This is a genomic window from Thiopseudomonas alkaliphila (assembly GCF_001267175.1).
Classification (GTDB): Bacteria; Pseudomonadota; Gammaproteobacteria; order Pseudomonadales; family Pseudomonadaceae; genus Oblitimonas; species Oblitimonas alkaliphila.
The window spans coordinates 2,279,420-2,303,954 of sequence record NZ_CP012358.1; the positions used below are offsets into that span (position 1 = coordinate 2,279,420).

The 24,535-nt window shown below is 46.0% G+C and carries 22 protein-coding genes and 1 tRNA gene; 16 read left to right on the forward strand and 7 right to left on the reverse strand.

The annotated features are described in order from the left end of the window. The first annotated feature begins 87 nt into the window (after positions 1 to 87). Together AKN87_RS11015 and AKN87_RS11020 are read left to right on the forward strand one after the other, a co-directional pair. A complete protein-coding gene (locus AKN87_RS11015; RefSeq protein WP_053103452.1) occupies positions 88 to 1,002 on the forward strand; it encodes a lipid A biosynthesis lauroyl acyltransferase in 915 nt (304 codons plus the stop codon). Between the two features lie 31 nt (positions 1,003 to 1,033). Beyond that, positions 1,034 to 2,203: a patatin-like phospholipase family protein gene (locus tag AKN87_RS11020; protein ID WP_053103453.1), complete on the forward strand. Its 1,170-nt coding sequence runs from the start codon at positions 1,034 to 1,036 to the stop codon at positions 2,201 to 2,203. 6 nt (positions 2,204 to 2,209) lie between these two features. On the opposite strand, the gene AKN87_RS11025 is transcribed toward AKN87_RS11020, so the two are convergent. The 3 genes from AKN87_RS11025 to metG form a co-directional block, all read right to left on the reverse strand. Further along, the gene (locus AKN87_RS11025; RefSeq protein WP_053101213.1) at positions 2,210 to 3,004 is read right to left on the reverse strand and encodes an MlaA family lipoprotein; all 795 of its coding nucleotides are present in this window, start codon (positions 3,002 to 3,004) and stop codon (positions 2,210 to 2,212) included. Further along, complete coding sequence (locus AKN87_RS11030) at positions 2,994 to 4,304, reverse strand: serine/threonine protein kinase (protein WP_053103454.1); 1,311 nt, start codon at positions 4,302 to 4,304, stop codon at positions 2,994 to 2,996. Before AKN87_RS11030 ends, AKN87_RS11025 begins: the two co-directional genes overlap by 11 nt. A 156-nt stretch (positions 4,305 to 4,460) precedes the next feature. Further along, positions 4,461 to 6,509: a methionine--tRNA ligase gene (gene metG / locus AKN87_RS11035; RefSeq protein ID WP_053103455.1), complete on the reverse strand. Its 2,049-nt coding sequence runs from the start codon at positions 6,507 to 6,509 to the stop codon at positions 4,461 to 4,463. A 206-nt stretch (positions 6,510 to 6,715) separates the two neighbouring features. Here metG and apbC point away from each other — a divergent pair, with 206 nt between their 5' ends. Continuing rightward, positions 6,716 to 7,792, forward strand: coding sequence for an iron-sulfur cluster carrier protein ApbC (gene apbC / locus AKN87_RS11040; protein WP_053103456.1), 1,077 nt, complete (start codon positions 6,716 to 6,718; stop codon positions 7,790 to 7,792). A 57-nt stretch (positions 7,793 to 7,849) separates the two neighbouring features. Here apbC and AKN87_RS11045 read toward each other — a convergent pair whose 3' ends face one another. Then, the gene (locus tag AKN87_RS11045) at positions 7,850 to 8,062 is read right to left on the reverse strand and encodes a cold-shock protein (RefSeq protein WP_053101221.1); all 213 of its coding nucleotides are present in this window, start codon (positions 8,060 to 8,062) and stop codon (positions 7,850 to 7,852) included. A gap of 405 nt (positions 8,063 to 8,467) precedes the next feature. On the opposite strand from AKN87_RS11045, the gene dcd reads away from it, so the two are divergent. The 7 genes from dcd (at position 8,468) to AKN87_RS11080 (ending at position 16,564) form a co-directional block, all read left to right on the forward strand. Further along, positions 8,468 to 9,034 (forward strand): dCTP deaminase, encoded by a 567-nt coding sequence (dcd, locus tag AKN87_RS11050; RefSeq protein ID WP_053101222.1) that lies wholly within the window; start codon positions 8,468 to 8,470, stop codon positions 9,032 to 9,034. A 118-nt stretch (positions 9,035 to 9,152) separates the two neighbouring features. Further along, positions 9,153 to 9,229: transfer RNA gene (locus tag AKN87_RS11055), tRNA-Asp, on the forward strand. A gap of 440 nt (positions 9,230 to 9,669) precedes the next feature. Then, entirely contained in the window at positions 9,670 to 12,096 is a 2,427-nt protein-coding gene (hsdR, locus tag AKN87_RS11060) for an EcoAI/FtnUII family type I restriction enzme subunit R (protein WP_199533084.1), read from the forward strand. Positions 12,097 to 12,176: 80 nt separating this feature from the next. After that, positions 12,177 to 13,652, forward strand: coding sequence for an N-6 DNA methylase (locus AKN87_RS11065; protein ID WP_053103458.1), 1,476 nt, complete (start codon positions 12,177 to 12,179; stop codon positions 13,650 to 13,652). A gap of 104 nt (positions 13,653 to 13,756) precedes the next feature. Beyond that, positions 13,757 to 15,352, forward strand: a complete 1,596-nt coding sequence (locus AKN87_RS11070; RefSeq protein WP_456243164.1) for a restriction endonuclease subunit S — start codon at positions 13,757 to 13,759, stop codon at positions 15,350 to 15,352. A 10-nt stretch (positions 15,353 to 15,362) separates the two neighbouring features. Continuing rightward, positions 15,363 to 16,073 carry a DUF3800 domain-containing protein gene (locus AKN87_RS11075; protein ID WP_053103460.1) on the forward strand — a complete coding sequence of 237 codons (711 nt, stop codon included), beginning with the start codon at positions 15,363 to 15,365 and terminating at the stop codon, positions 16,071 to 16,073. Next, positions 16,070 to 16,564 carry a hypothetical protein gene (locus AKN87_RS11080; protein ID WP_053103461.1) on the forward strand — a complete coding sequence of 165 codons (495 nt, stop codon included), beginning with the start codon at positions 16,070 to 16,072 and terminating at the stop codon, positions 16,562 to 16,564. Before AKN87_RS11075 ends, AKN87_RS11080 begins: the two co-directional genes overlap by 4 nt. A gap of 570 nt (positions 16,565 to 17,134) precedes the next feature. On the opposite strand, the gene AKN87_RS11085 is transcribed toward AKN87_RS11080, so the two are convergent. Further along, on the reverse strand, positions 17,135 to 17,449 hold the full coding sequence (locus tag AKN87_RS11085; RefSeq protein ID WP_053103462.1) for an ArsR/SmtB family transcription factor: 315 nt from the start codon (positions 17,447 to 17,449) through the stop codon (positions 17,135 to 17,137). A gap of 106 nt (positions 17,450 to 17,555) precedes the next feature. Here AKN87_RS11085 and AKN87_RS11090 point away from each other — a divergent pair, with 106 nt between their 5' ends. Together AKN87_RS11090 and AKN87_RS12165 are read left to right on the forward strand one after the other, a co-directional pair. Then, positions 17,556 to 18,587, forward strand: a complete 1,032-nt coding sequence (locus AKN87_RS11090; protein ID WP_053103463.1) for a permease — start codon at positions 17,556 to 17,558, stop codon at positions 18,585 to 18,587. Positions 18,588 to 18,811: 224 nt separating this feature from the next. Continuing rightward, positions 18,812 to 18,994: an ArsR/SmtB family transcription factor gene (locus AKN87_RS12165; protein WP_080995557.1), complete on the forward strand. Its 183-nt coding sequence runs from the start codon at positions 18,812 to 18,814 to the stop codon at positions 18,992 to 18,994. A 146-nt stretch (positions 18,995 to 19,140) separates the two neighbouring features. On the opposite strand, the gene AKN87_RS11095 is transcribed toward AKN87_RS12165, so the two are convergent. Beyond that, the gene (locus AKN87_RS11095) at positions 19,141 to 19,980 is read right to left on the reverse strand and encodes a universal stress protein (protein ID WP_053103464.1); all 840 of its coding nucleotides are present in this window, start codon (positions 19,978 to 19,980) and stop codon (positions 19,141 to 19,143) included. 10 nt (positions 19,981 to 19,990) lie between these two features. Then, on the reverse strand, positions 19,991 to 21,478 hold the full coding sequence (locus AKN87_RS11100) for a SulP family inorganic anion transporter (protein WP_053103465.1): 1,488 nt from the start codon (positions 21,476 to 21,478) through the stop codon (positions 19,991 to 19,993). Positions 21,479 to 21,924: 446 nt separating this feature from the next. On the opposite strand from AKN87_RS11100, the gene AKN87_RS12170 reads away from it, so the two are divergent. From AKN87_RS12170 to arsC, 4 genes are read left to right on the forward strand one after another with little or no spacing between them, the layout of a single operon-like run. After that, a complete protein-coding gene (locus AKN87_RS12170) occupies positions 21,925 to 22,284 on the forward strand; it encodes an ArsR/SmtB family transcription factor (protein WP_080995558.1) in 360 nt (119 codons plus the stop codon). Continuing rightward, positions 22,271 to 22,987: an arsenical resistance protein ArsH gene (gene arsH / locus AKN87_RS11110; protein WP_053103466.1), complete on the forward strand. Its 717-nt coding sequence runs from the start codon at positions 22,271 to 22,273 to the stop codon at positions 22,985 to 22,987. The genes AKN87_RS12170 and arsH overlap by 14 nt, the downstream gene beginning before the upstream one ends. A 10-nt stretch (positions 22,988 to 22,997) precedes the next feature. Next, positions 22,998 to 24,089 carry an ACR3 family arsenite efflux transporter gene (gene arsB / locus AKN87_RS11115; RefSeq protein WP_053103467.1) on the forward strand — a complete coding sequence of 364 codons (1,092 nt, stop codon included), beginning with the start codon at positions 22,998 to 23,000 and terminating at the stop codon, positions 24,087 to 24,089. A gap of 10 nt (positions 24,090 to 24,099) precedes the next feature. Beyond that, positions 24,100 to 24,528, forward strand: a complete 429-nt coding sequence (gene arsC / locus AKN87_RS11120; RefSeq protein WP_053103468.1) for an arsenate reductase (glutaredoxin) — start codon at positions 24,100 to 24,102, stop codon at positions 24,526 to 24,528. Positions 24,529 to 24,535 lie beyond the last annotated feature (7 nt).

Consider the following 24,535-nt stretch of genomic DNA (forward strand, 5'->3'; position numbering starts at 1 on the left):
AGTCAACTATTGAGGCTAAAATGCAGCATTGGTTGCAAGTAACAGTAAGATTTAGCGTCGATAGAGATTAAAGAGAGAGTGAAAAATATGGAAACCTTAAGGTTTCAGCGGGCATTTTTGCACCCCAAGTATTGGTTGCTGTGGTTAGGGTTAGGTTTGCTCTGGCTGACGGTGCAGTTGCCTTATGCGTTGCTGCGACACTTGGCTAAAGTGGTTGGCTGGGTATTGTATTTAATAGCAGGTAAGCGGCGGCGAATTATTCAGCGCAATCTTGCGTTGTGCTTTCCGGAGTTGAGCTTTGCCGAGCGGCAGCGCTTAGTGCGGCAAAACTTTAGCGAAATGGGTATGGCCTTATTTGAAATGGCCATGAGTTGGTGGTGGCCAAAACCCCGTTTGGCTAAGTTATTGACGGTGCAAGGGCTAGAACATTTACAGCAAGCGGCAGCTAATCAGCAAGGGGTAATTTTAATGGCTGCGCATCGCACCAGTTTAGAAATAGGTGCCGCGTTACTGGGACAGTTGCATACTATTGATGGCATGTATCGACAGCATAAGAATCCGCTGTTTGATTATGTGCAGCGTCAGGGGCGCGAGCGACATAATGCTGATGCCACCGCAATTGAGCGTGATGATGTGCGCGGTATGCTCAAAGTGTTACGTAAAGGTCGTGCGATCTGGTATGCACCGGATCAAGATTATGGCCGTAAACAAAGTCTGTTTGTGCCGTTATTTGGTATTCCCGCAGCGACTGTGACGGCTACCAGCAAGTTTGCTAAGTTAGGCAAAGCCATCGTCATTCCTATGCGTCAGGCACGTACTGAGCATGGCTACAGTATAACGATAGAGCCACCGCTAACAGACTTTCCAGGAGCTGATGATTACGCTGATTGTCTGCGGATTAACCAGTGGGTAGAGTCAGTGATTAAAGAGCATCCTGAGCAGTATTTATGGGCTCACCGCCGCTTTAAAACACGCCCAGCGGGAGAAGCCAAGCTGTATTAATTTAGCTGATGTAAACGCTAAGGAGGCTGTGATGAACTGTACAGGAAGTACCTTACACACCAAACAAGGGGTCACTGCGCTAATTCTCTCGGGTGGGGGTGCTCGAGCGGCTTATCAAGTTGGCGTGTTGCAGGCGATTGCGCAGTGGTTAAGGCAACCTGAGCAGAATCCTTTCCCAGTGATTTTAGGTACCTCAGCCGGAGCGATTAATGCCTTAGGACTGGCTTGTAATGCTCAGCACTTTAGTCAAGGCGTGGCCAAGTTGAGCGAGGTTTGGCAGCAACTGGCTTCGCAGCAGATTTATCGTACCGACTGGCTTGGGGTGTTGTCACAGGCAACAAGCTTTATCTGGCAACACCTGTTGGGACGTGGTGATCAGCGTTGTGGCATGGCACTACTGGATAATCGTCCGTTAATGGATTTTCTGCAGCAGCAGTTAGATTTATCAAAAATTGAAGGAGCGCTAACATCTAAGGCATTGTTAGCGGTTGGCGTAACTGCCTTTGCGTATGGCGCTGGGCAATCGGTGACTTTCTATCAGAGCCAGCAGATCAGTAAAAGCTGGCAGCGCCATCGACGTATTGGTACTCCGCAGTCGCTTACTTATCAGCACTTAATGGCCAGCACTGCCATTCCTTTATTTTTTGCCCCGGTGGCCTTAGCCGGTGATCATTATGGCGATGGTGCACTGCGTCAAGTAGCGCCGATAAGTCCTGCATTACATTTAGGGGCCAATCGGGTGTTAGTCATTGGGGTGGGAAATCCTGAAGAACTGAGTGATCAGCTAACCAAACCACCGTCGTTAGCCCAGGTAGCCGGCCAGCTACTTAACAGCACCTTTACTGACAATCTGGAAAATGATTTAGAGAGTTTGTTACGGGTTAATCAGTTTGCACAGTTGTTTTCAAGCTCAAAGGTTGCACAACAGCAAGCACCGGGCTGGGAATTGGCGGCGCAGCCGGTTGATGTGTGTGTGATTAGTCCCAGTCAAAACCTAGATGCGATCGCAATTCAATATCGTCGACATTTGCCGGCAGCTTTGCGTCCATTCTTAAGTGGAACAGGGGCCAGCCAGGCCGGAGGCGGAGGGATTTTAAGTTATCTATTGTTTGAAGCTGAATATTGTCGTCAGCTGATGGCATTGGGCTATGCCGATGCCCAAGCACAGCAGCAGACGATTAAGGCTTTTTTGTATTGCTAAAGCGTGCTACTCGGCAATTTGCAGCTCACGGGCTTTGGTGTATACATAGCGAATTTGCTCGTACTCAAAGGGTGAGTTGAGCTGACCGTAGCGCATATTGGTGGTGTAGCGTTTGTCCACGCCTTCTAAAACATAAATTTCTGGGTGTCGCTTGGATTCTTTGGCGACATTGAGCGCATTGACATAGTTTTCAAGGCTATAGTCAGAGACTAACCCAGTGGTATCACGCAGGTTAGAAGGGCCTAAAAATGGCAACATTAAATAAGGGCCATGGGGTACGCCATAAAAGCCAAGGGTTTGGCCAAAGTCTTCTTTTTGTTTTGGCAGTCCCATTTTGCTCGCAGGATCCCATAAGCCGCCAATCCCAAAGGTGGTATTAAATAAAAAGCGTGCGGTAGAGTTCATGGCTCGCTTGCCTTTGAACTGCAGCAAACTGTTGACTAAGGTGGGAATCTCACCCAAGTTACTAAAGAAATTACTCACCCCTGAGCGTACCGGTTTAGGGGTAATAAACACGTAACCCTTCATAATTGGCAAATAGACCCACTGATCAAAACGATAGTTAAAGTGGTAAATTCTCCGGTTAATCCCCTCCAGAGGGTCTGAGACATACTCCAGTGCAGCAAAGGTTGAGCGTTCGAACTCATCTTGCTCGGTGCTGTTATTAAAGGTTAGATGCTGCAGGGGATCAATAAAACCATCTTCATCAACTTGTAAAGGCTGGGCATAACTTAGGTTAACACCGCAGCTAAGCGCTAGGCTGAGTGAGAAGGCTAGGGTAAGTGAATGATTACTTGGCATAGCCCAAAAACTCCAGCATATGGTTAGCATTGACTTTATAGGTGAGGTTACCAAGGTGCCCGCCATTGGGGTACAGGTATAATCGTTCGTTAAACGTTTGGCGTAAAAAGCCTAGATCACCTTTGGTTAAAATGGGGTCATTGGCGTTGTGCATCACGGCAATATGCGAGCTGTTGGCCAAATAATCTTGTAGCGCTGGCAAGCTGGCTTGGGCGATTAAGTCGTCAAGGTTGCTGCCATTGTGTTTAATTTGCCAAAACGGTAGTAACTGTTGGTGCAAATAACATTCAAAGTTACACACAATCGCTTTCTTAAGAAAGGGGGTCAGGCTAGTGCTGTCGGTGATACGGGCATTCAGTGGAGTTATAAGGCCGCGGCGATTAATTAGGTCTGAAGTAAAGCTAATGTCGGCGGCAAATAAGCGAAACTGACTGCCAATGAGCATTGCCATATCGGCATTGCTGAGGCGTTGCGATGACTTTTGAAAATCATACAAAACTGCCTGGCTAAAATCTAAGTGGCCACGGTTTTGAAAGAATTGCGTCAGCTTTTCTAGCAGTAGGTCATAAAAGCTTTGGGATTGATCATTTTTCTCTAGCTTCACCTCAACCATACGGTCAAGGTTATGCACCGATGCATACAGGTTGACTGGCGGATTAATCAGCAGAGTGCGCTTGAAGTTAAACAATTGTTTACGCTGATCTAATTTATCCACAAAGGCGGCTTCTAGTGCGCCAAGACTATAGCCGGTCAAGTAGTAGTCGGTGACGGGTAAATCTTCTTGTTGCCACTGAATATGCTGCATTACCCGATAAATATCTTTGGCGTCTAAAGGGGTGAAGCCAGGAGTGGCATATTCTGCAGCGCTAGCAATAAAGTCATAGCTAGTAGGTGATGAAATTTGTACCACATGGAAGCCAGCGCCATAGAACAGCATTTTTAAATATTCCATGGAGGTGGCACTAAAGTGTGCCCCGGTCCCTGCAATAACAAAAATCAGTGGTGCTGGATGGTCTTGTTTGGCTAGTCGATAGGTAAAGTTCTTCACAGGCCAAAAGTTTTTCGGCAGCTTGTTTTCTCGTTCAGGCTGCAAGCGGAGGGTGTAATCTTTTTGCTTAATCGACACGTAATCAGGCAATTCTGGCATTAGCTGGGTCGGTGTCCCGGCAATGGTGGCGCTAAACGGATTCATCAGCGGAAAGCCATAGCTTTGCGCATCTAATTCTTTAACTGCCGCGCATAGCGACAAGCTAGTTAAGCTGAGAACTAGGCTCAAGCAGATAGAAAGCAATTGGGGCATAACATTCCCTGATTAAGAGTCATTAAAACGTGGCTAAGCATAAGGTGCATGCAGGGTAAAACCAAGTGGCCAGCGGGGATTTTCTGAGCATAAAAGTGGTTAAGAGTTCAAAAAAATGGCGCTCTGAAAAGAGCGCCATGATTGTTCGACTGTTGCTTACATCACCCGTTGACCAGGAATTGCACCAGCATCTGGGCTAAGTAGGTAAATTTCTTTACCACCAGGGCCGGCTGCTAACACCATACCTTCCGATACCCCAAACTTCATTTTACGTGGTGCAAGGTTAGCCACATACAGCGTGAGGCGGCCTTCAAGGGCTTTAGGGTCAGGGTAGGCACTTTTGATACCAGAGAATACATTGCGCTTAACGCCGCCTAAATCCAGTGTCAGTTGCAGTAGCTTATCAGCGCCTTCGACAAAATCAGCACGCTCAATTAGGGCAATTCGCAAGTCCACCGCGGCAAAAGCATCAAAGTTGATTTCTGCAGCTAACGGCTCTTTTTCTAGCTCACCGTTACCAGCGACTTGTAGATCAATATCGGTGCTGGTTTCGAGTAAGTCTTCTTTAGAAGACTGAATTAAGGCATCAATATCTTTTTGTTCCATACGAGTTAACAGCGGCTTAAATGGATTGAGCTGATGGTTAACCAAGGTGGTTGAGTAATCATTCCAGCTTAAGGGGGCTACGTTTAAGAAAATTTCAGCGTCGCTGGCCAATTGCGGCAGTACCGGTTTTAGCAGAATAATCAGCTGGCGGAATAGGTTAATTCCCAGTGAGCAAATCGCCTGCACTTCATCCTGTTTGCCTTCTTGCTTATTAAGTGCCCAAGGTGCTTTGTCTGCAATATAGGCGTTGGCCTGGTCAGCCAGTGCCATAATTTCCCGCATGGCTTTAGAAAAATCACGGGCTTCATAGCAAGCTGCTACTGAATCAGCTGCTTTGGCAAAATTGGCACTGAGTTCAGGCTGATCGGCGCCAAGTGATAGAACGCCTTGATTGCCTTTGTGGATAAAGCCGGCACAACGGCTGGCAATATTGACTACCTTGCCGACCAAGTCGGAGTTAACTTTTTGAATAAAGTCTTCAAGATTTAAGTCTAGATCTTCCACGCCGCGGGTTAGTTTAGAGGCATAGTAGTAGCGTAAATACTCAGGTTGTAAGTGTTTAAGGTAAGTGCGTGCCTTGATAAAAGTACCGCGGGATTTAGACATTTTAGCGCCGTTCACGGTTAGGTAGCCGTGTACGTTAATTGCGGTTGGTTTACGGTATCCAGCACCTTCAAGCATCGCTGGCCAAAATAAAGCGTGGAAGTTAACAATGTCTTTACCGATAAAGTGGTACAGCTCAGCGGTTGAATCTGGATTCCAGTAGCTATCAAAGTCTAGGCTTGGCGTGCGAGCGCACAGGTTTTTAAAGCTGGCCATATAGCCAATGGGGGCATCTAACCAGACATAGAAAAACTTATTTGGCGCACCTGGAATTTCAAAGCCAAAATACGGAGCATCGCGAGAAATATCCCACTCCTGTAGGCCACTATCTAGCCACTCGGCTAATTTGTTAGCTACTGAGTCTTGCAATGTGCCACTGCGGGTCCAACTTTTTAGCATGGCTTCAAAGTCAGGCAGCTTAAAGAAAAAGTGCTCAGAGTCTTTTAGTACCGGGGTGGCGCCAGAAATAGCTGAATACGGATCTTTTAAGTCAGTGGGGTGGTAAGTGGCGCCACATTTTTCACAGTTATCCCCGTACTGATCGGGAGTCGCACATTTAGGGCAAGTACCTTTAATAAAGCGGTCAGCCAAAAACATGCCCTTATCGGGATCAAAATACTGGGTGACATTACGGCTGGCAATATGGCCATTGGCTTTTAGCTTGCCGTAAATGAGCTCGGACAGCTCTTTGTTTTCAGGGCTGTGAGTGGTGTAGAAATTATCAAACTTAATTAAAAAGTCAGAAAAATCGGCTTCATGCTCGGCATGCATAGCATCGATCAGTTGTTGTGGGGTAATGCCTTCTTTTTCTGCCCGCAACATAATCGCAGAGCCATGGGCGTCATCGGCGCAAATATACATGCACTCGTGACCACGCATTTTCTGGAAACGAACCCAGATGTCAGTTTGGATATATTCCAACATGTGACCGAGGTGAATCGAACCGTTGGCGTAAGGCAGGGCACTAGTAACAAGGATTTTGCGAGTTTCGCTCATAGCTTATCTTCAATAAAAACGGTGAATGGAAACGAGTCACTATATAGTTAACCGGTGGTTTTTGCATCTTTGTCGAGCACCCTGCCGTGAGAGGCTTGGCTTAAATGCCAGACTTAACAGCTAATCAAGTTTGTACAATAGCAGGCAGCTTACTGGGTTATTTGCGTTACCATAGAGCCAGTGTATTTTACCAATGAGAGGTGCTTATGAGTATTACGCGTGAACAGATCGAGCAAGCGCTTAGTCAGCTGACTGACCCTAATACCGGGCTAGATCCAATCACTAGCGGCAGTGTTAAGCAAATTGAGCTCCAGGGAGCAAGGGTAAACGTTGAGATTGAGCTTAACTACGCGGCTGATTTGTTTCGTCCCGGTTGGGCGCAAATGCTGCAAATGAGTTTAGAGGCAGTTGATGGTGTGGAGCAGGCAGAGGTTAGCGTCAACTCAGTGATTCCACGTTTTCAGGCGGCGAAAGAAAATCCTGCGTTAGCTTCGGTAAAAAATATTATTGCTGTGGCTTCTGGTAAAGGTGGTGTGGGGAAATCAACGACTGCAGCTAACTTGGCGTTAGCTTTAGCCCGTGAAGGGGCTAAGGTTGGTATCTTAGATGCCGATATTTATGGGCCAAGCTTAGGTTTAATGTTTGGGGTAAAGCCCAATACTCGACCAGAAACCATTGAGCAGAAGTTTTTTGTGCCCATTACCGCCCATGGCGTAAAAGTTATGTCGATGGCATTTTTAACTACCGATGACACGCCTATGGTATGGCGAGGGCCAATGGCCTCAGGCGCATTACTGCAGCTAATTACTCAAACAGCGTGGGGTGAGCTGGATTATTTAGTGGTGGATATGCCACCGGGTACCGGAGATATTCAGTTGACCTTAGCGCAACAGGTGCCAGTAGCCGGTGCAGTGATTGTCACTACGCCGCAAGATATTGCCTTAATTGATGCCCGTAAAGGGATTGAAATGTTTGCTAAGGTCAATATTCCAGTACTGGGTGTGGTAGAAAATATGGCCATGCATGTGTGCTCTAACTGTGGGCATATTGAGCATTTATTTGGCGAGGGGGGCGGAGTTAAGCTGGCCGAAGGGTATAACGTTGAATTGCTGGCCTCGTTACCTTTATCTGCAGCGATTCGTTTGCAAGGCGATGCAGGGCAACCGATTGCTGGCGCTGATAGCGAAAGCCAAATCGCCATGATTTATCAGCAATTAGCACGCCGAGTTGGCGCAGAAGTGGCGCGTAAAGAGATTAAGTTTCCCGAAATTACTATTGCTTAAGCAAATTTTAGGCAAGAAAAAACCCGCTAAAAAGCGGGTTTTTTCACAGCTATCGAATTAAGCGATAACTTGTACTTCTTCAGCTTGCATGCCTTTTTGGCCGCGCGCTGCAACGAAAGAAACCTGTTGGCCTTCTTTCAGAGTTTTGAAACCATCCGCTTGAATAGCGCGGAAGTGAACGAATAAATCTTCACCACTTTCTGGAGTGATAAAGCCGAAACCTTTCTCATCGTTAAACCATTTTACAACGCCAGTTTGACGGTTAGACATCTTATGTCTCCTTGTTACAAGTAAATTTAAGCTTGGGCTCTTGCCCTAAAGTTACTGAGCGCAAGGAGTTACAAGAGTCGTTGCAATGGTTAGTTTTATATCTAAGCATTTTTGATTCACGTTACACATGCAGCAGCAGTGGTGCCTACTCTACCTGTTTTTCGCAGTTGTGCCACTCTTATTTTCGATTAAATGCGCTTTTTCATACTTTTTGATTATTTTTCACTGCTTTCATAAACTTTTAAAGAAACCTAGATATGAAGCCTAAGGCTTAGTTAGTGCGGGTTATCCTTAGGCTTCTCTAGTGTATTTAGGGGTGAGCTGCCAGTAACAGGTACCTTTGATTAAGTTTAGTTTGTTAGAATCAGTATTAACTTTTTCAATCTTCATCAAGGCAGAGCATTCATGAGCATTAAGTCAGATAAATGGATTACCCGCATGGCCCAAGAGCAGCAGATGATCGAGCCTTTTGTTCAAGGGCAGGTACGGCATCAGGGCGCTGAGCGGATTATTTCCTATGGCGTATCTAGTTACGGCTACGATGTACGCTGTGCCGATGAGTTTAAAGTGTTTACCAATATTCATTCGGCTACGGTTGACCCGAAAAATTTTGATGAGCGCAGTTTTGTCGATGTAAAAGGTCCGGTGTGCATTATCCCACCGAACTCCTTTGCCTTGGCCCGCACCGTTGAGTACTTTCGTATTCCGCGTAATGTGTTAACCATTTGCTTAGGTAAAAGTACCTATGCTCGCTGTGGGATTATTGTTAACGTCACGCCTTTGGAGCCTGAGTGGGAAGGCCACGTGACTCTAGAGTTTTCTAATACCACCACTTTGCCAGCAAAAATTTACGCGAATGAAGGGGTGGCACAGATGCTGTTTTTAGAGTCAGATGAGGAGTGCGAGGTTTCTTATAAAGACCGTGGCGGCAAATACCAAGGTCAAACTGGAGTGACCTTACCGCGCACTTAGTCCAGAAAACTAAGCGAATTGCCGACTCTTTAAGTGTTTGTTAATAAAGCGCTTGACAGGTTCGTTAGTAAACACTAGTATACGCGCCGTACTGCAGGATTAGTCTTGCAGACCCAGCGCAGTGGTAGTTCAGCTGGTTAGAATACCGGCCTGTCACGCCGGGGGTCGCGGGTTCGAGTCCCGTCCACTGCGCCAGATTACGAAAACCCGTTAAGTACTTGATACTTAACGGGTTTTTTCGTTTCTGGCTAGCAAAAACCCTGCCTTTTTCCTAAATTATCTATGCGTATTTTTACTGTGACCATTCTTGTGACCATCTGCGCCTCATTGTTGACTGATTTGAATCTTTTGTGATCGATATGGCTCGTGTTTGATTGGTTTTATATTGTTTGAGGATAGCTTTCAGCTCGTTGAGCTTGTGCGCGAGATACCTTAAAGCTGGGTAGTCAGTCACGGCGCGCCGGTAGTCATTATAAAGCGTCAGTTATCAAACTATATTAGTTAGCTGGTTTGGATTAGTGCTTTCTTACTGTACAAATCGGTGCAGTAGCCAGCTGTTATAGTAATGTGGCTCTTACATGTTAAAGTGCCACTCATTAACAACGCTAGACAGGAAGCCCAGCACCATGGCAGGTATCGACAAGTCCAAACTCACCGAAGCTGACATCATCAGTAAATTCATTCTCCCTGCCATTAAAAAATCAGGCTGGGATGATATGACGCAGATTCGTGAAGAAGTGAAACTGCGCGATGGTAAGGTGATTGTGCGCGGTCAAATGGCTGCGCGGCAAACAGTTAAATCAGCCGATATTGTCCTCTACCATAAGCCCAATTTACCGCTTGCCGTGATTGAAGCGAAAGCAAATAAGCATGAAGTTGGCAAGGGCATGCAGCAGGCGTTGGATTATGCTGGGCTGCTTGAAGTGCCTTTTGTCTTTGCTTCTAATGGCGATGGTTTTATTTTTCATGACAAAACCAATACCCTGCACATCGAAACTGAGATTGCTCTAGCGGACTTTCCATCACCCGCTTATCTATGGGGTAAGTACTGCCAGTGGAAAGGCTATACGCAGGCACAGCTGCCCATCATCACTCAGGATTATCACGATGATGGCAGCGGTAAAATGCCCCGTTACTATCAGCTGCAAGCCATTAATAAAACCATTGAAGCCATATCGAGCGGCCAAGATCGCATTCTGTTAGTGATGGCTACTGGTACAGGCAAAACCTACACGGCGTTTCAAATCATCTGGCGCTTGTGGAAAGCGCGAAATAAAAAGCGCATTTTGTTTTTAGCCGACCGCAACATTTTGGTTGATCAAACTCGTATTAATGACTTCCAGCCGTTTGGCACAGCGATGACCAAGATCGAAGGCCGTAAAGTTGATCCAGCCTTTGAAATTCACCTCGGCTTATACCAAGCCTTAACCGGTCCAGAAGAATCGCAGAAAGCCTTTAAACAAGTTGGGCCTGACTTCTTTGATTTGATTGTGATTGATGAGTGTCACCGTGGCAGTGCCGCAGAAAACAGCTCTTGGCGTGAGATTTTGGAATACTTCAGTAGTGCCACCCAAGTGGGCTTAACCGCCACGCCGAAAGAAACCGAAGATGTGTCCAATTCGGATTACTTTGGCGATCCAATTTATACTTACACCTTAAAGCAAGGTATTGAGGATGGCTTTTTAGCACCTTACAAAGTGGTGCGTGTGGACTTGGATATTGACCTGCAAGGCTGGCGTCCGACCAAAGGGCAGACTGATAAGCATGGCGAGCTGATCGATGACCGTATCTACAACCAAAAAGACTTTGACCGCACTCTAGTAATTGATGAGCGCACCGAGCTGGTAGCAAAAATCATTACCAGTTACCTGCAGCGCACCGATCCTATGGCTAAGACCATCGTATTCTGTAATGACATTGATCATGCTGAGCGTATGCGCCGTGCTCTGATTAACTGCAATCCCGAGCAAGTGCAGAAAAACGACAAATATGTGATGAAAATCACCGGTGATGATGAGCTCGGCAAAGCGCAGTTGGATAACTTTATTAATCCTAAGCGTGCCTACCCAGTAATTGCCACCACCTCTGAGTTGATGACCACCGGTGTCGATGCGCAAACCTGCAAGTTGATTGTGCTAGACCAAAACATCAAGTCGATGACCAAGTTCAAGCAGATCATCGGCCGTGGTACACGTATCAACGATAAGTACGGCAAGCTCTGGTTTACTATTCTCGACTTTAAAAAAGCCACTGAGCTCTTTGCCGATGAGCGTTTCGATGGGATTCCAGAGCGAATCATGACGGTAAAGTCAGGACAAATAAACGAAGGTGGTGATGAGCTCGAAGAACTCATCAACGGTGAGAAGGATGAAGAGCTGGATACCACTGGCGGTGAGCAACAAGCTGAAGACAGTGGCGACTACGTTAAGCCAGCAGGAGAGGGAGAGAGCGGTCCCTTTGAAACCGGCGAGGGCGGTGAGTCCGCTAAAAAATACTACGTCAAAGGTGTGCCTGTGCAAATAGTGGCGCAGCGTGTGCAGTATTATGATGCAGACGGCAAATTGGTGACTGAATCATTCCAGGATTACACCCGTAAAACCTTCACCAAGCAGTTTGCTAGTTTGGATGACTTTACTAAGCGTTGGCATGAAGCGGACCGCAAACAAACGATTATCGATGAGCTGGCCAATGCAGGCATTATCTGGGAGGCGCTGCAGGACGAAGTGGGTCAGGATATGGATCCTTTCGACCTGATCTGTCATGTGGTTTATGATCAGCCCGCTTTGACTCGCCGTGAACGTGCCAATCAAGTTAAAAAGCGTAATTACTTTACCAAGTATTCAGAGACGGCCCAGACCGTGCTCAATGCCTTGCTGGATAAGTACGCTGACGCGGGCGTGGAAGAAATCGAAAGCCTTAACGTGTTGAAAGTACAGCCACTGGATCAGCTGGGTACGCCCATGGAGATCGTTAAGCAAGGCTTTGGTACCAAGCAAGACTACCAGCAGGCCGTGAGTGAGCTGGAAGCTGAGATTTACTGGTTGCCACCCAAGCAAGCTTAAGCAAGCACGCCGGGTTTTATGTATTCAAGCCCCGTATTGGGGCTTACTTTATTTGAAACACCCATTTAAAAGAGAAACACATGTCGATCAGTTCCGTTATCAAATCTATTCAAGATATCATGCGCCAAGATGCCGGCGTGGATGGTGATGCTCAGCGATTGGGCCAATTATCGTGGCTGCTTTTTCTTAAAGTGTTTGATGCGCAAGAAGAAGCGCTAGAGTTTGAGCAAGATAACTACACCGCACCCATTCCAGAAAAGTACCTTTGGCGCAATTGGGCAGCCGATGCTGAGGGCATGACCGGTGATGAGTTACTCAGTTTTATTAATGACCAGCTGTTTACTGATCTAAAAAATCTTGTTGCGCCCATTGATACCAATCCGCGTGGCTTTGTGGTGCGTCAAGGCTTGAGCGATGCCTACAACTACATGAAAAACGGCACCTTACTGCGCCAAGTGATTAATAAGCTCAATGAAATCGACTTTACCCGCTCAGGCGAGCGTCACTTGTTTGGTGATATCTATGAGCAGTTGCTGCGTGATTTACAAAGCGCCGGTAATGCCGGTGAGTTCTATACGCCACGAGCAGTAACGCGTTTTATTGTTGATCGCGTTGATCCCAAGCTGGGCGAGCGCATTATGGACCCGGCCTGCGGTACCGGTGGCTTTTTAACTTGCTCGTTTGATCATGTTAAAAACAACTATGTGAAAACTGCTGAGGATCATAAAATCCTGCAGCAACAGATTTTAGGCTTTGAGAAAAAGCAACTGCCGCATTTGCTCTGCACCACCAATATGATGCTGCACGGTATAGAAGTGCCAGTGCAAATCCGTCATGACAACACGCTGAGCAAGCCTTTATCCAGTTGGGATAGCGATATTGATGTGATCATCACCAACCCACCTTTTGGTGGTACGGAAGAGCAGGGCATCGAAAAAAACTTCCCTGCCGATCTGCAAACCCGTGAAACTGCTGACTTATTTTTACAGCTGATTATTGAGCTGCTGGCTGATCAAGGTCGTGCTGCTGTGGTTTTACCAGACGGCACGTTATTCGGTGAGGGTGTTAAAACCAAGCTGAAAAAGATGCTCACCGAAGAGTGTAATCTGCACACCATTATTCGTTTACCCAATGGCGTGTTTAACCCTTACACCGGCATTAAAACCAACCTGTTGTTTTTCACTAAAGGCCAGCCGACGCAAGACATTTGGTTTTATGAGCATCCATACCCTGCAGGCGTGAAGAACTACAGCAAAACCAGACCGATGAAGTTTGAAGAGTTTCAAGCGGAAATCGACTGGTGGGGCAGCGAAGCCGACGGCTTTGCCAGCCGCGTTGAAAATGAGCAAGCGTGGAAAGTCAGTATTGAGGATGTAATTGCGCACAACTTCAACCTCGATATTAAAAATCCGCACCAAGGTGAAGTGATTAACCACGACCCAGATGAGTTGCTTGTCAGCTATGCCCAGCAACAGCAGAGCATCAGTCAGTTACGTGATCAGCTCAAAGATGTGTTGAGTGCTGCGCTCGCTGATAACACGGCGCAGGGCGAATAGTCATGAGCAAGGTAGAACAACTGATTACTGAGCATATTGATATTTGGACCAGTGCAATTTTAGCTAAGTCCACGGCGGGGCGAGGTAGTAATAAAAAGTACGAGTTGTATGGGATTAAAAAGCTGCGCGAGCTGATTTTAGAGTTGGCGGTGCGCGGCAAGCTGGTGCCGCAAGATCCTAGTGATGAGCCGGCTTCGGTGCTGCTAGAAAGAATAGCTGCTGAAAAAGCTAAGCTGATCAAAGAAGGCAAAGTAAAAAAAAGTAAGCCATTGCCTGAAATAGGCGAGGATGAAAAGCCGTTTGAGTTACCTCAAGGATGGGAGCTTGTTAAGTTTGGTGAAATATACTCACTAGAGTATGGGAATAACCTCCCTCAAGCTAAGCGAAGCAATACAGGAGAATATAATGTATATGGTTCTAATGGAGTCGTAGGCTCTCATAATATGAGATCTGTTAGCTCACCTTGTATTGTTGTAGGTAGAAAGGGTTCTGCAGGTGCGCTAAATATTTGTTTTGATGATGGCTGCTGGGTTACGGATGTGGCTTATAGCTGTATTCCGCCAGCAGGAATTGATTTAGAGTTTTCATTTATACAATTACATACTTTAGGTCTTGATAGCTTAGGTAAAGGGATTAAGCCAGGTCTTAATAGAAATGAAGCTTATGTAATAAATCTGGGTATTCCTCCTTTAGAAGAGCAGCAACGCATTGTCGCCAAAGTCGATGAACTGATGCTGCTATGCGACCAGCTCGAGCAGCAAACCGAAACCAGTATTGATGCTCACGCCACCTTGGTCGAAGTCCTATTAGCAACCCTAACCGATAGCGCTGACGCCAACGAGCTGGCGCAAAACTGGGCTAGGGTATCTGAGCACTTTGCTACGCTCTTCACCACCGAACAAAGCATCGAAGCACTCAAACAAACCCTACTGCAGTTAGCTGTGATGGGTAAGCTGGTACCGCAAGATCCAAACGATGAACCTGCGGCAGTATTGCTGGAAAAGATTGCTGCTGAAAAAGCGCAGTTAATTAAAGATAAAAAGATTAAAAAAGAAAAGCCATTGCCGCCGATTGGTGATGATGAAAAGCCGTTTGAGCTGCCGAAAGGCTGGGAGTTTTATCGCTTAGGTGAATTAGTTGAAAAACTAGGATCTGGTAGTACGCCAAGAGGAGGGCAAAGTGCTTATGTACCAACAGGTATACCATTTTTGCGCTCACAAAACGTCTGGAACGAAGGGCTAAATACTCATGATATTGCGTATATCACTGAGGAAACACATCAGCGCATGAGTAACACAGTTGTTTACCCAGGAGATATTCTTTTAAATATCACTGGTGCATCTCTTGGCCGCTCAGTTATTTTTCCTAATACTTTTCCTGAGGCCAACGTTAGCCAGCATGTCACTATTGCTCGACTGATAAATCCAGCTATGACCCCATTTGTACATTTATGTATACGCTCGCCACTCCTCCAGAGAACCGTTTGGGAGCGGCAAGTAGGCATGGCTATTGAGGGGTTAAGTAAAAAAGTTTTAGAGTTATTTGAAATAACCATTCCTCCATTAGCTGAACAACACAGAATTGTTGCAAAAGTCGATGAGCTAATGAGTATCTGCGACCAGCTGAAAACTAACCTACAGCAGTCCCAAGAAACCCAAGTCCATCTCACCGATGCGCTCATCGTTCAGGCTCTAGGTTAGAGGAGCAGTTATGACCCAAACATATAATGTGTACTGCGATGAATCCTGCCACCTAGAAAACGATGGCCAAAAAGCTATGGTGCTCGGAGCGGTTTGGTGTCCGCTGAGTAAGCGCCACGAAATCACCGGACGACTGCGTGAGATAAAAGCTAAGCACGGTATGGATGCTGATTTTGAGGTTAAGTGGACCAAGGTCAGCATGAGCAAGCTTGCGCTGTATATGGATTACATCGATTACTTTTTTGACGACGATGACTTACATTTTCGCGGTTTGGTGATCCCAGATAAAACCCTGCTTAATCACAACGGTTTCGCCCAGAGCCATGATGATTGGTACTACAAAATGTACTTCACCATGCTCAAAACCATTTTTGATCCGGGCAGCCAGTACCGCGTCTATATTGATATTAAAGACACGCTAGGCCACGAGAAAGTCGAGAAACTGCATGATGTGTTGTGCAATAACTCCTATGATTTTTCCCGTAAGACCATTGCTCGCATTCAACGTATTCATTCCCATGAAGCAGAGCAGTTGCAGTTGGCTGATTTGCTGATTGGAGCCTTGAGTTACTTACATCGAGACCTAGCAACCAGCGCTGCTAAGTTAAAGCTAATAGAGCGTATTAAAGAGCGCTCTGGCTATAAGCTCACATCAAATACCTTGCTGCGTGAGTCAAAATTTAACCTGATGATCTGGGCACCTAATGGTGGTCTACGATGACACCCGATTGGCTACCTGAGCAGATTTTAATGCAAGATTTTGGCGGTGATTGGCAAAAGTTTTTTGATGCAGTGTATGAGGTTTTTCATCAGCATTTTGTTGCCAATAAACCTGAGTTTCGCGGTAAGCGACTCGGCTTAAAACGCTACCCTGAGTATGATGGCAAGTCTGCTACTTTTTGGCATATGACTTCGACCGGCAATGTTGAGTCGGATCGAATACCGGATATACGCCGCTGTGAGCGCATCCGTTGGCCCAAATCCATTATTGAAAACAGCACCGATTCTGCCTTGAAAGTATGGGCAGAGCCGCAGGGCAAGAATCAGCGTATCCATATCTGGTTAGAGTCAGAAGGGTATTTGGTTGTTTTGTATGATAGGGGCGACTACGTATTGCCGTGGACTGCTTTCTACATTGAAAGAGATCATCAGCGCAGCAAATATCAAAAGCGTTGGGAAAGGTACAAGGGCAATGTGTTGCGAGGAAATTAAGCTGGCCTCGCCTTCATAAGAAGACGGGGCCGTAACTCCTTCTACACTAACGCCTAGGGCTGGTAGATGAGATGAGTTTAGTATACGGCCGAGAGCCGTATATTGCCAATTTACTTTTTAACTGAATGCTATGCTGTGATAGATTTTAGTTATAGGGCGATCTCTAATTCTGAGTGCAACACCTGACCAATTTGGTAAGGTGCTGCAGTTGGATGAAATAGCGCTTTTATTGAACAGAAGACCACGCAAACGCTTCGGTTTCAAATGCCCCGTTAGAGGTGTTAACTGAAGTTATGCTAAAAGAGGAAGGCTCTGAGCGATAATGGCCAAGCATCAATACATTAACAGTGTTGCACTCAGCCTTAGAGTCCGCAGTCAGCTCAAATATAAATAGCAGACCAAATTTACTATGCCACTATATAGCATCAATGTTAGAACCTATTGCAATTATTGAGATTTTAAAGATTCAGTGACGGATTGATCTTCTCCAGCCCTTCTTATGCTTCCCTCTTATGCCTGACTTTTCAGTGGCGGTACTAACTAGGAATGGTAGTGAGAGCAGAGCAAGCATCAAAGCTGTTCTGAATCATCCCTAATCTGGACGCCTGCACAACATTCTTCTTGTAAAAAACCAATCAAGCTCTCTAGATGCTCATACTCAGGAATACAGACAATGGTGCGGCTATGTTTTTCCTGCCGGATTAGCCCCACCTTAGCCATACGTGCAAGGTGATGCGATAACGTCGAAGCGGGAATACCCAACTCCTTCTGGATCTCCCCGACCGAAGCCCCATCATGACCTGCTTTGACCAAGAAGCGGAACACCGACAGCCGGTGACTATTCCCTAGCTCAGCTAAGCTGGCTGCAACTTTTTCGTGATTCATAAAACTCTCTACAAGATTCGATATTTCTAGAATTATAGTTGACAGGCCAAGAAAGTGCAATTAAATTGTCTTTCAATTCGACAAAACTAGAAGCGTGGAAATATAAATGTCACCTCAACTGCAAGACACTCTAGGCATGTTCGCCTTTCTCACTCTCGAGTTATCGGTTTTATTCATTGGCATTAGCTTACTAGTCGGAGTTCTTCAACGCCATATCCCGCCATCCAAGGTGGAAGCGTTACTGAGTTCCAACGGTAGCCGTGGCTATTTTTTAGCTGCCGGTCTAGGAGCTATCACGCCTTTCTGTAGCTGTTCAACTATTCCCATGTTGAAAGGTTTGATTCGCGCCCGTGCCGGGTTTGGCCCAATGATGGTATTTCTTTTCTCATCTCCGTTGTTGAACCCCATCGTTGTCGTCTTACTCGTTGCCACGTTTGGATGGACACTCACTACTATCTATGTGTTCGCCGCCTTAGTGGTCGCGGTAGGTGCCGGATGGCTGCTTCAAATGCTAGGTTTCGAGCGTTATGTCCGACACACAGCGGCACAAGAGAACAGTGGATGTAGTCCATCAGCAAGCCTGTGCGGTGCAGCACCGATCGTATCAAGTTGTGGAGACAGCAGTTGTGACACAACTTCGAAGACAGCTTCTTGCGGAGCTGACGAAAAGACAAGTACTGCGTCCAGTGGTTGCGGTGACGAACAACCTTCTGTCAGGATTGAGGAAAAAGGGAAGTATAGTGGTGTATGGCAGGAAGCCTGGTCTGACTTTGTTGACGTACTACCTTACTTGCTCATCGGTATTGCGATTGGCAGCGTGATCTATGGTTTTATGCCCACTGATCTATTGGAGCAGTATGCTGGTCCGGACAATCCATTCGCTATTCCGATCGCCGCCATCATTGGTGTGCCGTTGTATATTCGTGCCGAAGCCGTCATACCACTGGCAGCGGCTCTGATGACCAAAGGCGTAGGCGCCGGAACGGTACTAGCACTGATTATCGGCAGTGCCGGAGCCAGCCTGACCGAACTCATTCTTTTGCGCTCATTGTTCACACTAAAGCTTTTAGCGGCGTTTGTAGCAGTCATCTTTGCCATGGCAATGATTGCAGGTTATGCCACCTATCTGTTTTTCTGATCGATACGGAGATGATTAACTCCTTAAACTTCCCCGGATATCAGTTAGTGGATTCTGAAGACAAAATAGCAACATATATTCTTCTGCTGAGGCAACTACACCAATAGTCTGCAAGCAGGTACCCGACTGAACAGTTGGCACTTTTATGATTGACACTTAACTTGTCACATGCAATTATTATAATATATTAAATATTGAATGTGTTGATTTTAAGGACATACGCTGTGGATTTGATTCAGTTTTTCAAGTGCCTATCTGACCTTAATAGGCTCACCTGCCTTTGCTTAATCCATCGAGCGGGAGAGGCTTGTGTTTGTGAAATTCAAGAAGCGTTAAACCTCGAGCAACCGAAAATTTCGCAATATTTGGCGCAATTACGAAAGTGTGGCGTGCCAAGCATTTTCTAAAGACTGCACAAGACTCCGTGATATATTTCTCACCACGGAATTCTGTCTTTTAGAGACTTAGCGGCGTATATAATAGGCGGCAGCATCCCAGTGCTGCGCGCCAAAGTAAATGAGAAGCCTAAACTGCTACATCCTAGAGTAATGGCTTACCGTAGAACAACCAAAGGTAACTGTGTGTGCTCTAGCATCCTTAGGGTGTTACTGCCTAAGAAAATGCTGGCTAGCTTAGAGTGGGAAAAAGCTCCCATCACTAATAGGTCAACGTCATTCTGTGCCTTGTAATCCATCAGTGCCGTGAAAATATTACCGGTTAAAAAACTGGCATGAACGGTGAAACCTGCGGCGGCTAATTGGTTACTTACCCGTTCAAAGTTCTCTTTTAAGCCTTTTTTATTATTCTCAACGGTCACCAAGTGACAAACCATGCCGTGTAACAGTCCTCCATCAATGATGCGCCGCACTGCTTTGTCAGCGGTTTCTCGGCCATCATAAGCCAACATAAAGCTCTGAGGTTTAGTAAAGCCTTGATTAGGAATTAGAATGGGTGTTTGAACTTGGCGAATTATTTGCTCGATATTGGAACCAAGCGCTTTAAAATGCTTGCTGGCACGACCAATAACCACCAGTCGTGCATCTGCTTCTAAAGCACTTATTACATCGGTTATTGAGCCATGGCGTAACACTTGCTCAATCTGTTTGCAGCCTTGCTCTGCCGCGCATTGTTGTGCTTGAGTTAATAGATCTTTGCCTAGCTTGATAGCTACTTTGCTATGTTGTGCATCAAGTGATGCTAACTCTGCCAATAAAGAAGAGCGTGCGCCCAAGCCGATAGCTCCACTAAAATCATTAACGGTTGGCGTATTTCTCTTTTCAATAGCATGAACCAATACGAGTGGTTTGCTCAGCTTTTTGGCTGCCCAGATGCCTGCCGTGCAAACATCATTGGCGTAAATCGAGGCGTCTATACACGTTATAATTTTGTTCATTATTTTCTCCTTAATGGCCTGCCATCAGTTTTTCGACTTCTTTGGGATCATTGTGTACGCCAAACCTATCAACAATAGTGGCAGTAGCGGCTGTCATGCCGATAATCTCTACATCAGCCCCTAAGCGTTTGAACTTAATAACCACTTTGTCCAAGGACGATACAGCAGTAATATCCCAGAAATGCGCATGACTGAGATCAATAACGACCTTGTCCACGGCTTCTTTAAAATCAAATGCAGAAGCAAACTGATCGGATGAAGCAAAGAAAACCTGACCAGTAACTTGATAGACCCGTACATTGTTCTCTGTTTGCTGCGGTTTCACTACCATAAAACGACCGATTTTATTGGCAAAGAACAAGGTTGCTAGCAGCACACCCACTAACACACCTATAGCTAAGTTATGAGTGATAACGACCACTATAACGGTGGCAATCATGACAATGTTTGTAGACAGAGGGTGTTTTTTAAGATCTTTAACAGAGCTCCATGAGAAGGTGCCTATAGAGACCATTATCATAACTGCGACTAGGGCGGCCATAGGAATCAGCTTGAGCCAATCGCCTAAGAAAACGATTAAAATTAACAAAAAAACTCCGGCAGAAAAGGTAGATAAGCGCCCTTTACCGCCTGATTTAATATTAATTATAGATTGCCCAATCATAGCGCAGCCTGCCATGCCGCCCATTAGTCCTGCGCCAATATTGGCAATACCTTGACCTTTACACTCACGGTTTTTATCACTGTCGGTATCTGTTAAATCATCAACAATCGTTGCTGTCATCATGGATTCCAGTAAGCCAACTACTGCCAACCCAATGGAGTATGGCAAGATGATTAGCAGTGTTTCCCATGTTAAAGGCACTTCGGGCCATAAAAATATTGGCAAGGTGTCCGGTAATTGGCCCATATCGCCGACGGTGCGTATATCAAGTCCACTCACGATGGCGACAGTGGTTAACAGCACAATACAAACAAGCGGTGAAGGAATAGTCTTGCCAATCACGGGGAGATATGGGAACAGGTAAATAATCCCAAGGCCTGCGGCTGTCATGGCGTAAACATGCCAAGTCACATTGGTCAGTTCAGGCAGTTGCGCCATAAAAATAAGAATAGCGAGCGCGTTTACAAACCCGGTCACCACCGATCGCGACACAAAGCGCATTAAGTTACCAAGCTTGAGGTAGCCCGCGAAAATTTGAATCACCCCAGTCAGTAAAGTAGCTGCAAGTAGATACTCAAGTCCGTGGTCGCGCACCAAGGTCACCATCAGCAACGCCATGGCTCCGGTAGCAGCAGAAATCATCCCAGGCCGCCCACCGACTATAGCGATAATTACAGCAATACAAAACGAAGCATACAAACCAACTTTTGGATCAACGCCTGCAATGATTGAGAACGCAATAGCCTCTGGAATTAAGGCTAGAGCGACAACAATACCTGCAAGTAAATCACCGCGGATATTAGATAGCCATTCGAGTTTCATTTTTTCAAACATGATTAAACCTTGTAATAAGCAAACAGTAACGCAAAGGCTGGCCAAACTGAGGCACAACAAGTCCGCAACATTAATAGCGACGACCATTTAAATGGGGTTACTGAGTTTTGTGAGTTATTTTTGACGCAAAAAAACGCCTGCCGCTATTGCGGCAGTTGGTGCAGCCATCTGCAAATTGGATGACTATAGAGGAGGGGGGAGGCTAGGGTGGACTAATTCGCAAAATATGTGCCTTCATGCAGCGATAAATAAAAACAACTTCGAATCATCGCATCGATGCCCATGCAGGTCAACGGTTCATGTTTACTAAAGAACCAGTAATAAAAGCCCAGATGAATTGGTCATGGGTTTTGTAGTCGGCACTTTCATTATTGACATCTCATTCTTGGTATGCAATTATTTTAATATGTTAAATTCTTAATGTGTTGCACCGGCGGGGTATTTCAGTGGATTTGATTCAGTTCTTAAAATGCCTTTCAGACCTTAATAGGCTCACCTGCCTTTGCTTGATCCAAAGAGCGGGGGAGGCGTGTGTGTGTGAGATCCAGGTTGCACTAAATCAAGAGCAACCAAAGGTGTCGCAATATTTAGCGCAATTACGCAAGTGTGGAATTTTGCAAAGTGAGCGACGCGGAAAGTGGGTGTATTACCGCTTTTCTGCTGACTTGCCGAATTGGGCACTCAAGGTCATCACTTGCTCAATTGAAAATAATCCAGCGCTATTTGCCGATGCAATAGCTCTGTTTGACAGTATTCATAGCCGCAATGCTTGCGATAACGAGAGCAATAACAATGCAGACAAATAATCAGTTAGAAAACCTTATTACTGAGCAGATTAGTGTGCCTCACCAGGAACATTTTTCTAACCTAGACTCTAGTCATCCACCGCGTATTTTGCTGTTATACGGCTCATTGCGTCAGCGTTCATTCAGTCGTTTGGTTGTTGAAGAAAGCGCAAGATTGCTCAAACACATGGGCGCCGAGGTGCGTATTTTTAATCCTGAAGGTTTACCGCAGCCTGACACTGCAGATGAGTCGCATCCGAAAGTGCAAGAATTACGTGATTTGATGGTGTGGTCGGAAGGTCAAGTCTGGTGTTCGCCTGAACGACATGGCGCGATGACAGGTACTTTCAAGAGTCAAATCGACTGGATACCACTCAGCCTCGGTGCTGTGCGCCCCACACAAGGGAAAACCTTAGCTGTAATGCAGGTCTGTGGCGGTTCTCAATCTTTTAATGTGGTTAATCAGCTCCGGGTATTGGGTCGCTGGATGCGGATGTTCACCATCCCAAACCAATCATCGGTTGCCAAAGCCTATCTAGAGTTCGATGAAAATAACCGTATGAAACCCTCGTCTTACTACAACCGAATTGTTGATGTAATGGAGGAGCTGGTGAAATTCACTTTACTACTTCGCAACAATACACCTTACCTGACCGATCGTTATTCAGAGCGTGTCGAAAGTGCAGATGAACTCAGTCAACGCGTCAATCAACGCTCGATTTAAGGATATTATGATGACAACAGTTAAATCAGAAAATGCACCAAGCACCTCTGAGGGCATGGGGTTATTTGAGCGCTACCTTACTCTTTGGGTAGCTTTGGCTATTCTTGCTGGCGTTTTGCTAGGACAGTTTGCGCCAGTGATTCCACAAACCTTATCGCGCTTTGAATATGCACAAGTGTCAATACCGGTGGCTGTACTGATTTGGGCAATGATTTTCCCGATGATGTTACAAATCGACTTTAGCTCTATTAAAAACGTCGGAAAGCAACCTAAAGGACTGGTGATTACCACTACTGTAAACTGGCTGATCAAACCTTTTACTATGTTTGCAATAGCCTGGTTTTTCTTCATGGTGGTTTTTGAACCATTGCTACCTGCTGCCATAGCCAGCGAATACTTAGCCGGTGCCATCTTATTAGGTGCCGCACCTTGTACGGCCATGGTATTTGTATGGAGCTATCTAACCCGAGGTGATGCCGCTTATACCTTGGTGCAGGTCGCCGTGAATGACTTGCTTATGCTGGTTGCTTTTGCCCCTATCGTGGTTTTACTGCTTGGCATCTCTAACATTCAGGTGCCTTGGGACACAGTATTGTTGTCGGTGCTGCTGTATATCGTTATACCCCTAGCAGCCGGTTATTGGGTGCGAAATAGGGTTATTAAACACCGAGGTTTGGCGTGGTTTAACGATGTGTTTCTGAAGCGTGTTTCTTCGATTACACCTGTTGGATTGATCATAACCTTGGTGCTGTTATTTGCGTTTCAAGGCGATGTCATTATTGCTAATCCACTGCATATTGTACTGATTGCTATCCCACTTATTATCCAAACAGTATTGGTATTTGCTATTGCTTACGGCTGGGCTAAAGCGTGGCGTATTCCTCATAATGTGGCCGCCCCGGCTGGAATGATTGCGGCCAGTAACTTTTTTGAGTTAGCGGTGGCGGTTGCCATTGCTCTGTTCGGACTGCAATCAGGTGCTGCATTAGCCACCGTCGTCGGCGTGTTAGTTGAGGTTCCTTTAATGCTTGCGCTGGTGCGTTTTGCGAATAAAACGCGTCATCATTTTCCGGCTGTTGCCGTAACTGATCAACCTTCTTAAAGGACATATTATGCTGGTTATTTATCATAATCCCGAATGCGGCACTTCACGCAATGTACTTAAAATTATCCAGGACGCTGGCTACTCACCGATAGTGATTGAGTACCTAAAAGATGGTTGGACACGTGCGCAGCTGCTTGGGTTATTTGCTGCCGCCAACTTAACCCCCCAACAGGCCTTGCGGACCACTAAATCGCCTGCCGCCGAGCTGGGTTTGCTGGCCGATAATGTTTCTGATCAAGCAATTCTTGAGGCGATGATAAAGCATCCAATATTGGTCAATCGCCCGATTGTTTGCAGCCCCAAAGGGGTTAGATTGTGTCGGCCCAGTGAAGTAGTACTCGACTTACTAGATAGCTGGCCAAAAGGTCCTTACTACAAAGAAGATAGCGAGCAAATACTCAACGCAGACGGCACACGCACAAGCTCAGTCCAATAGTTTAAGG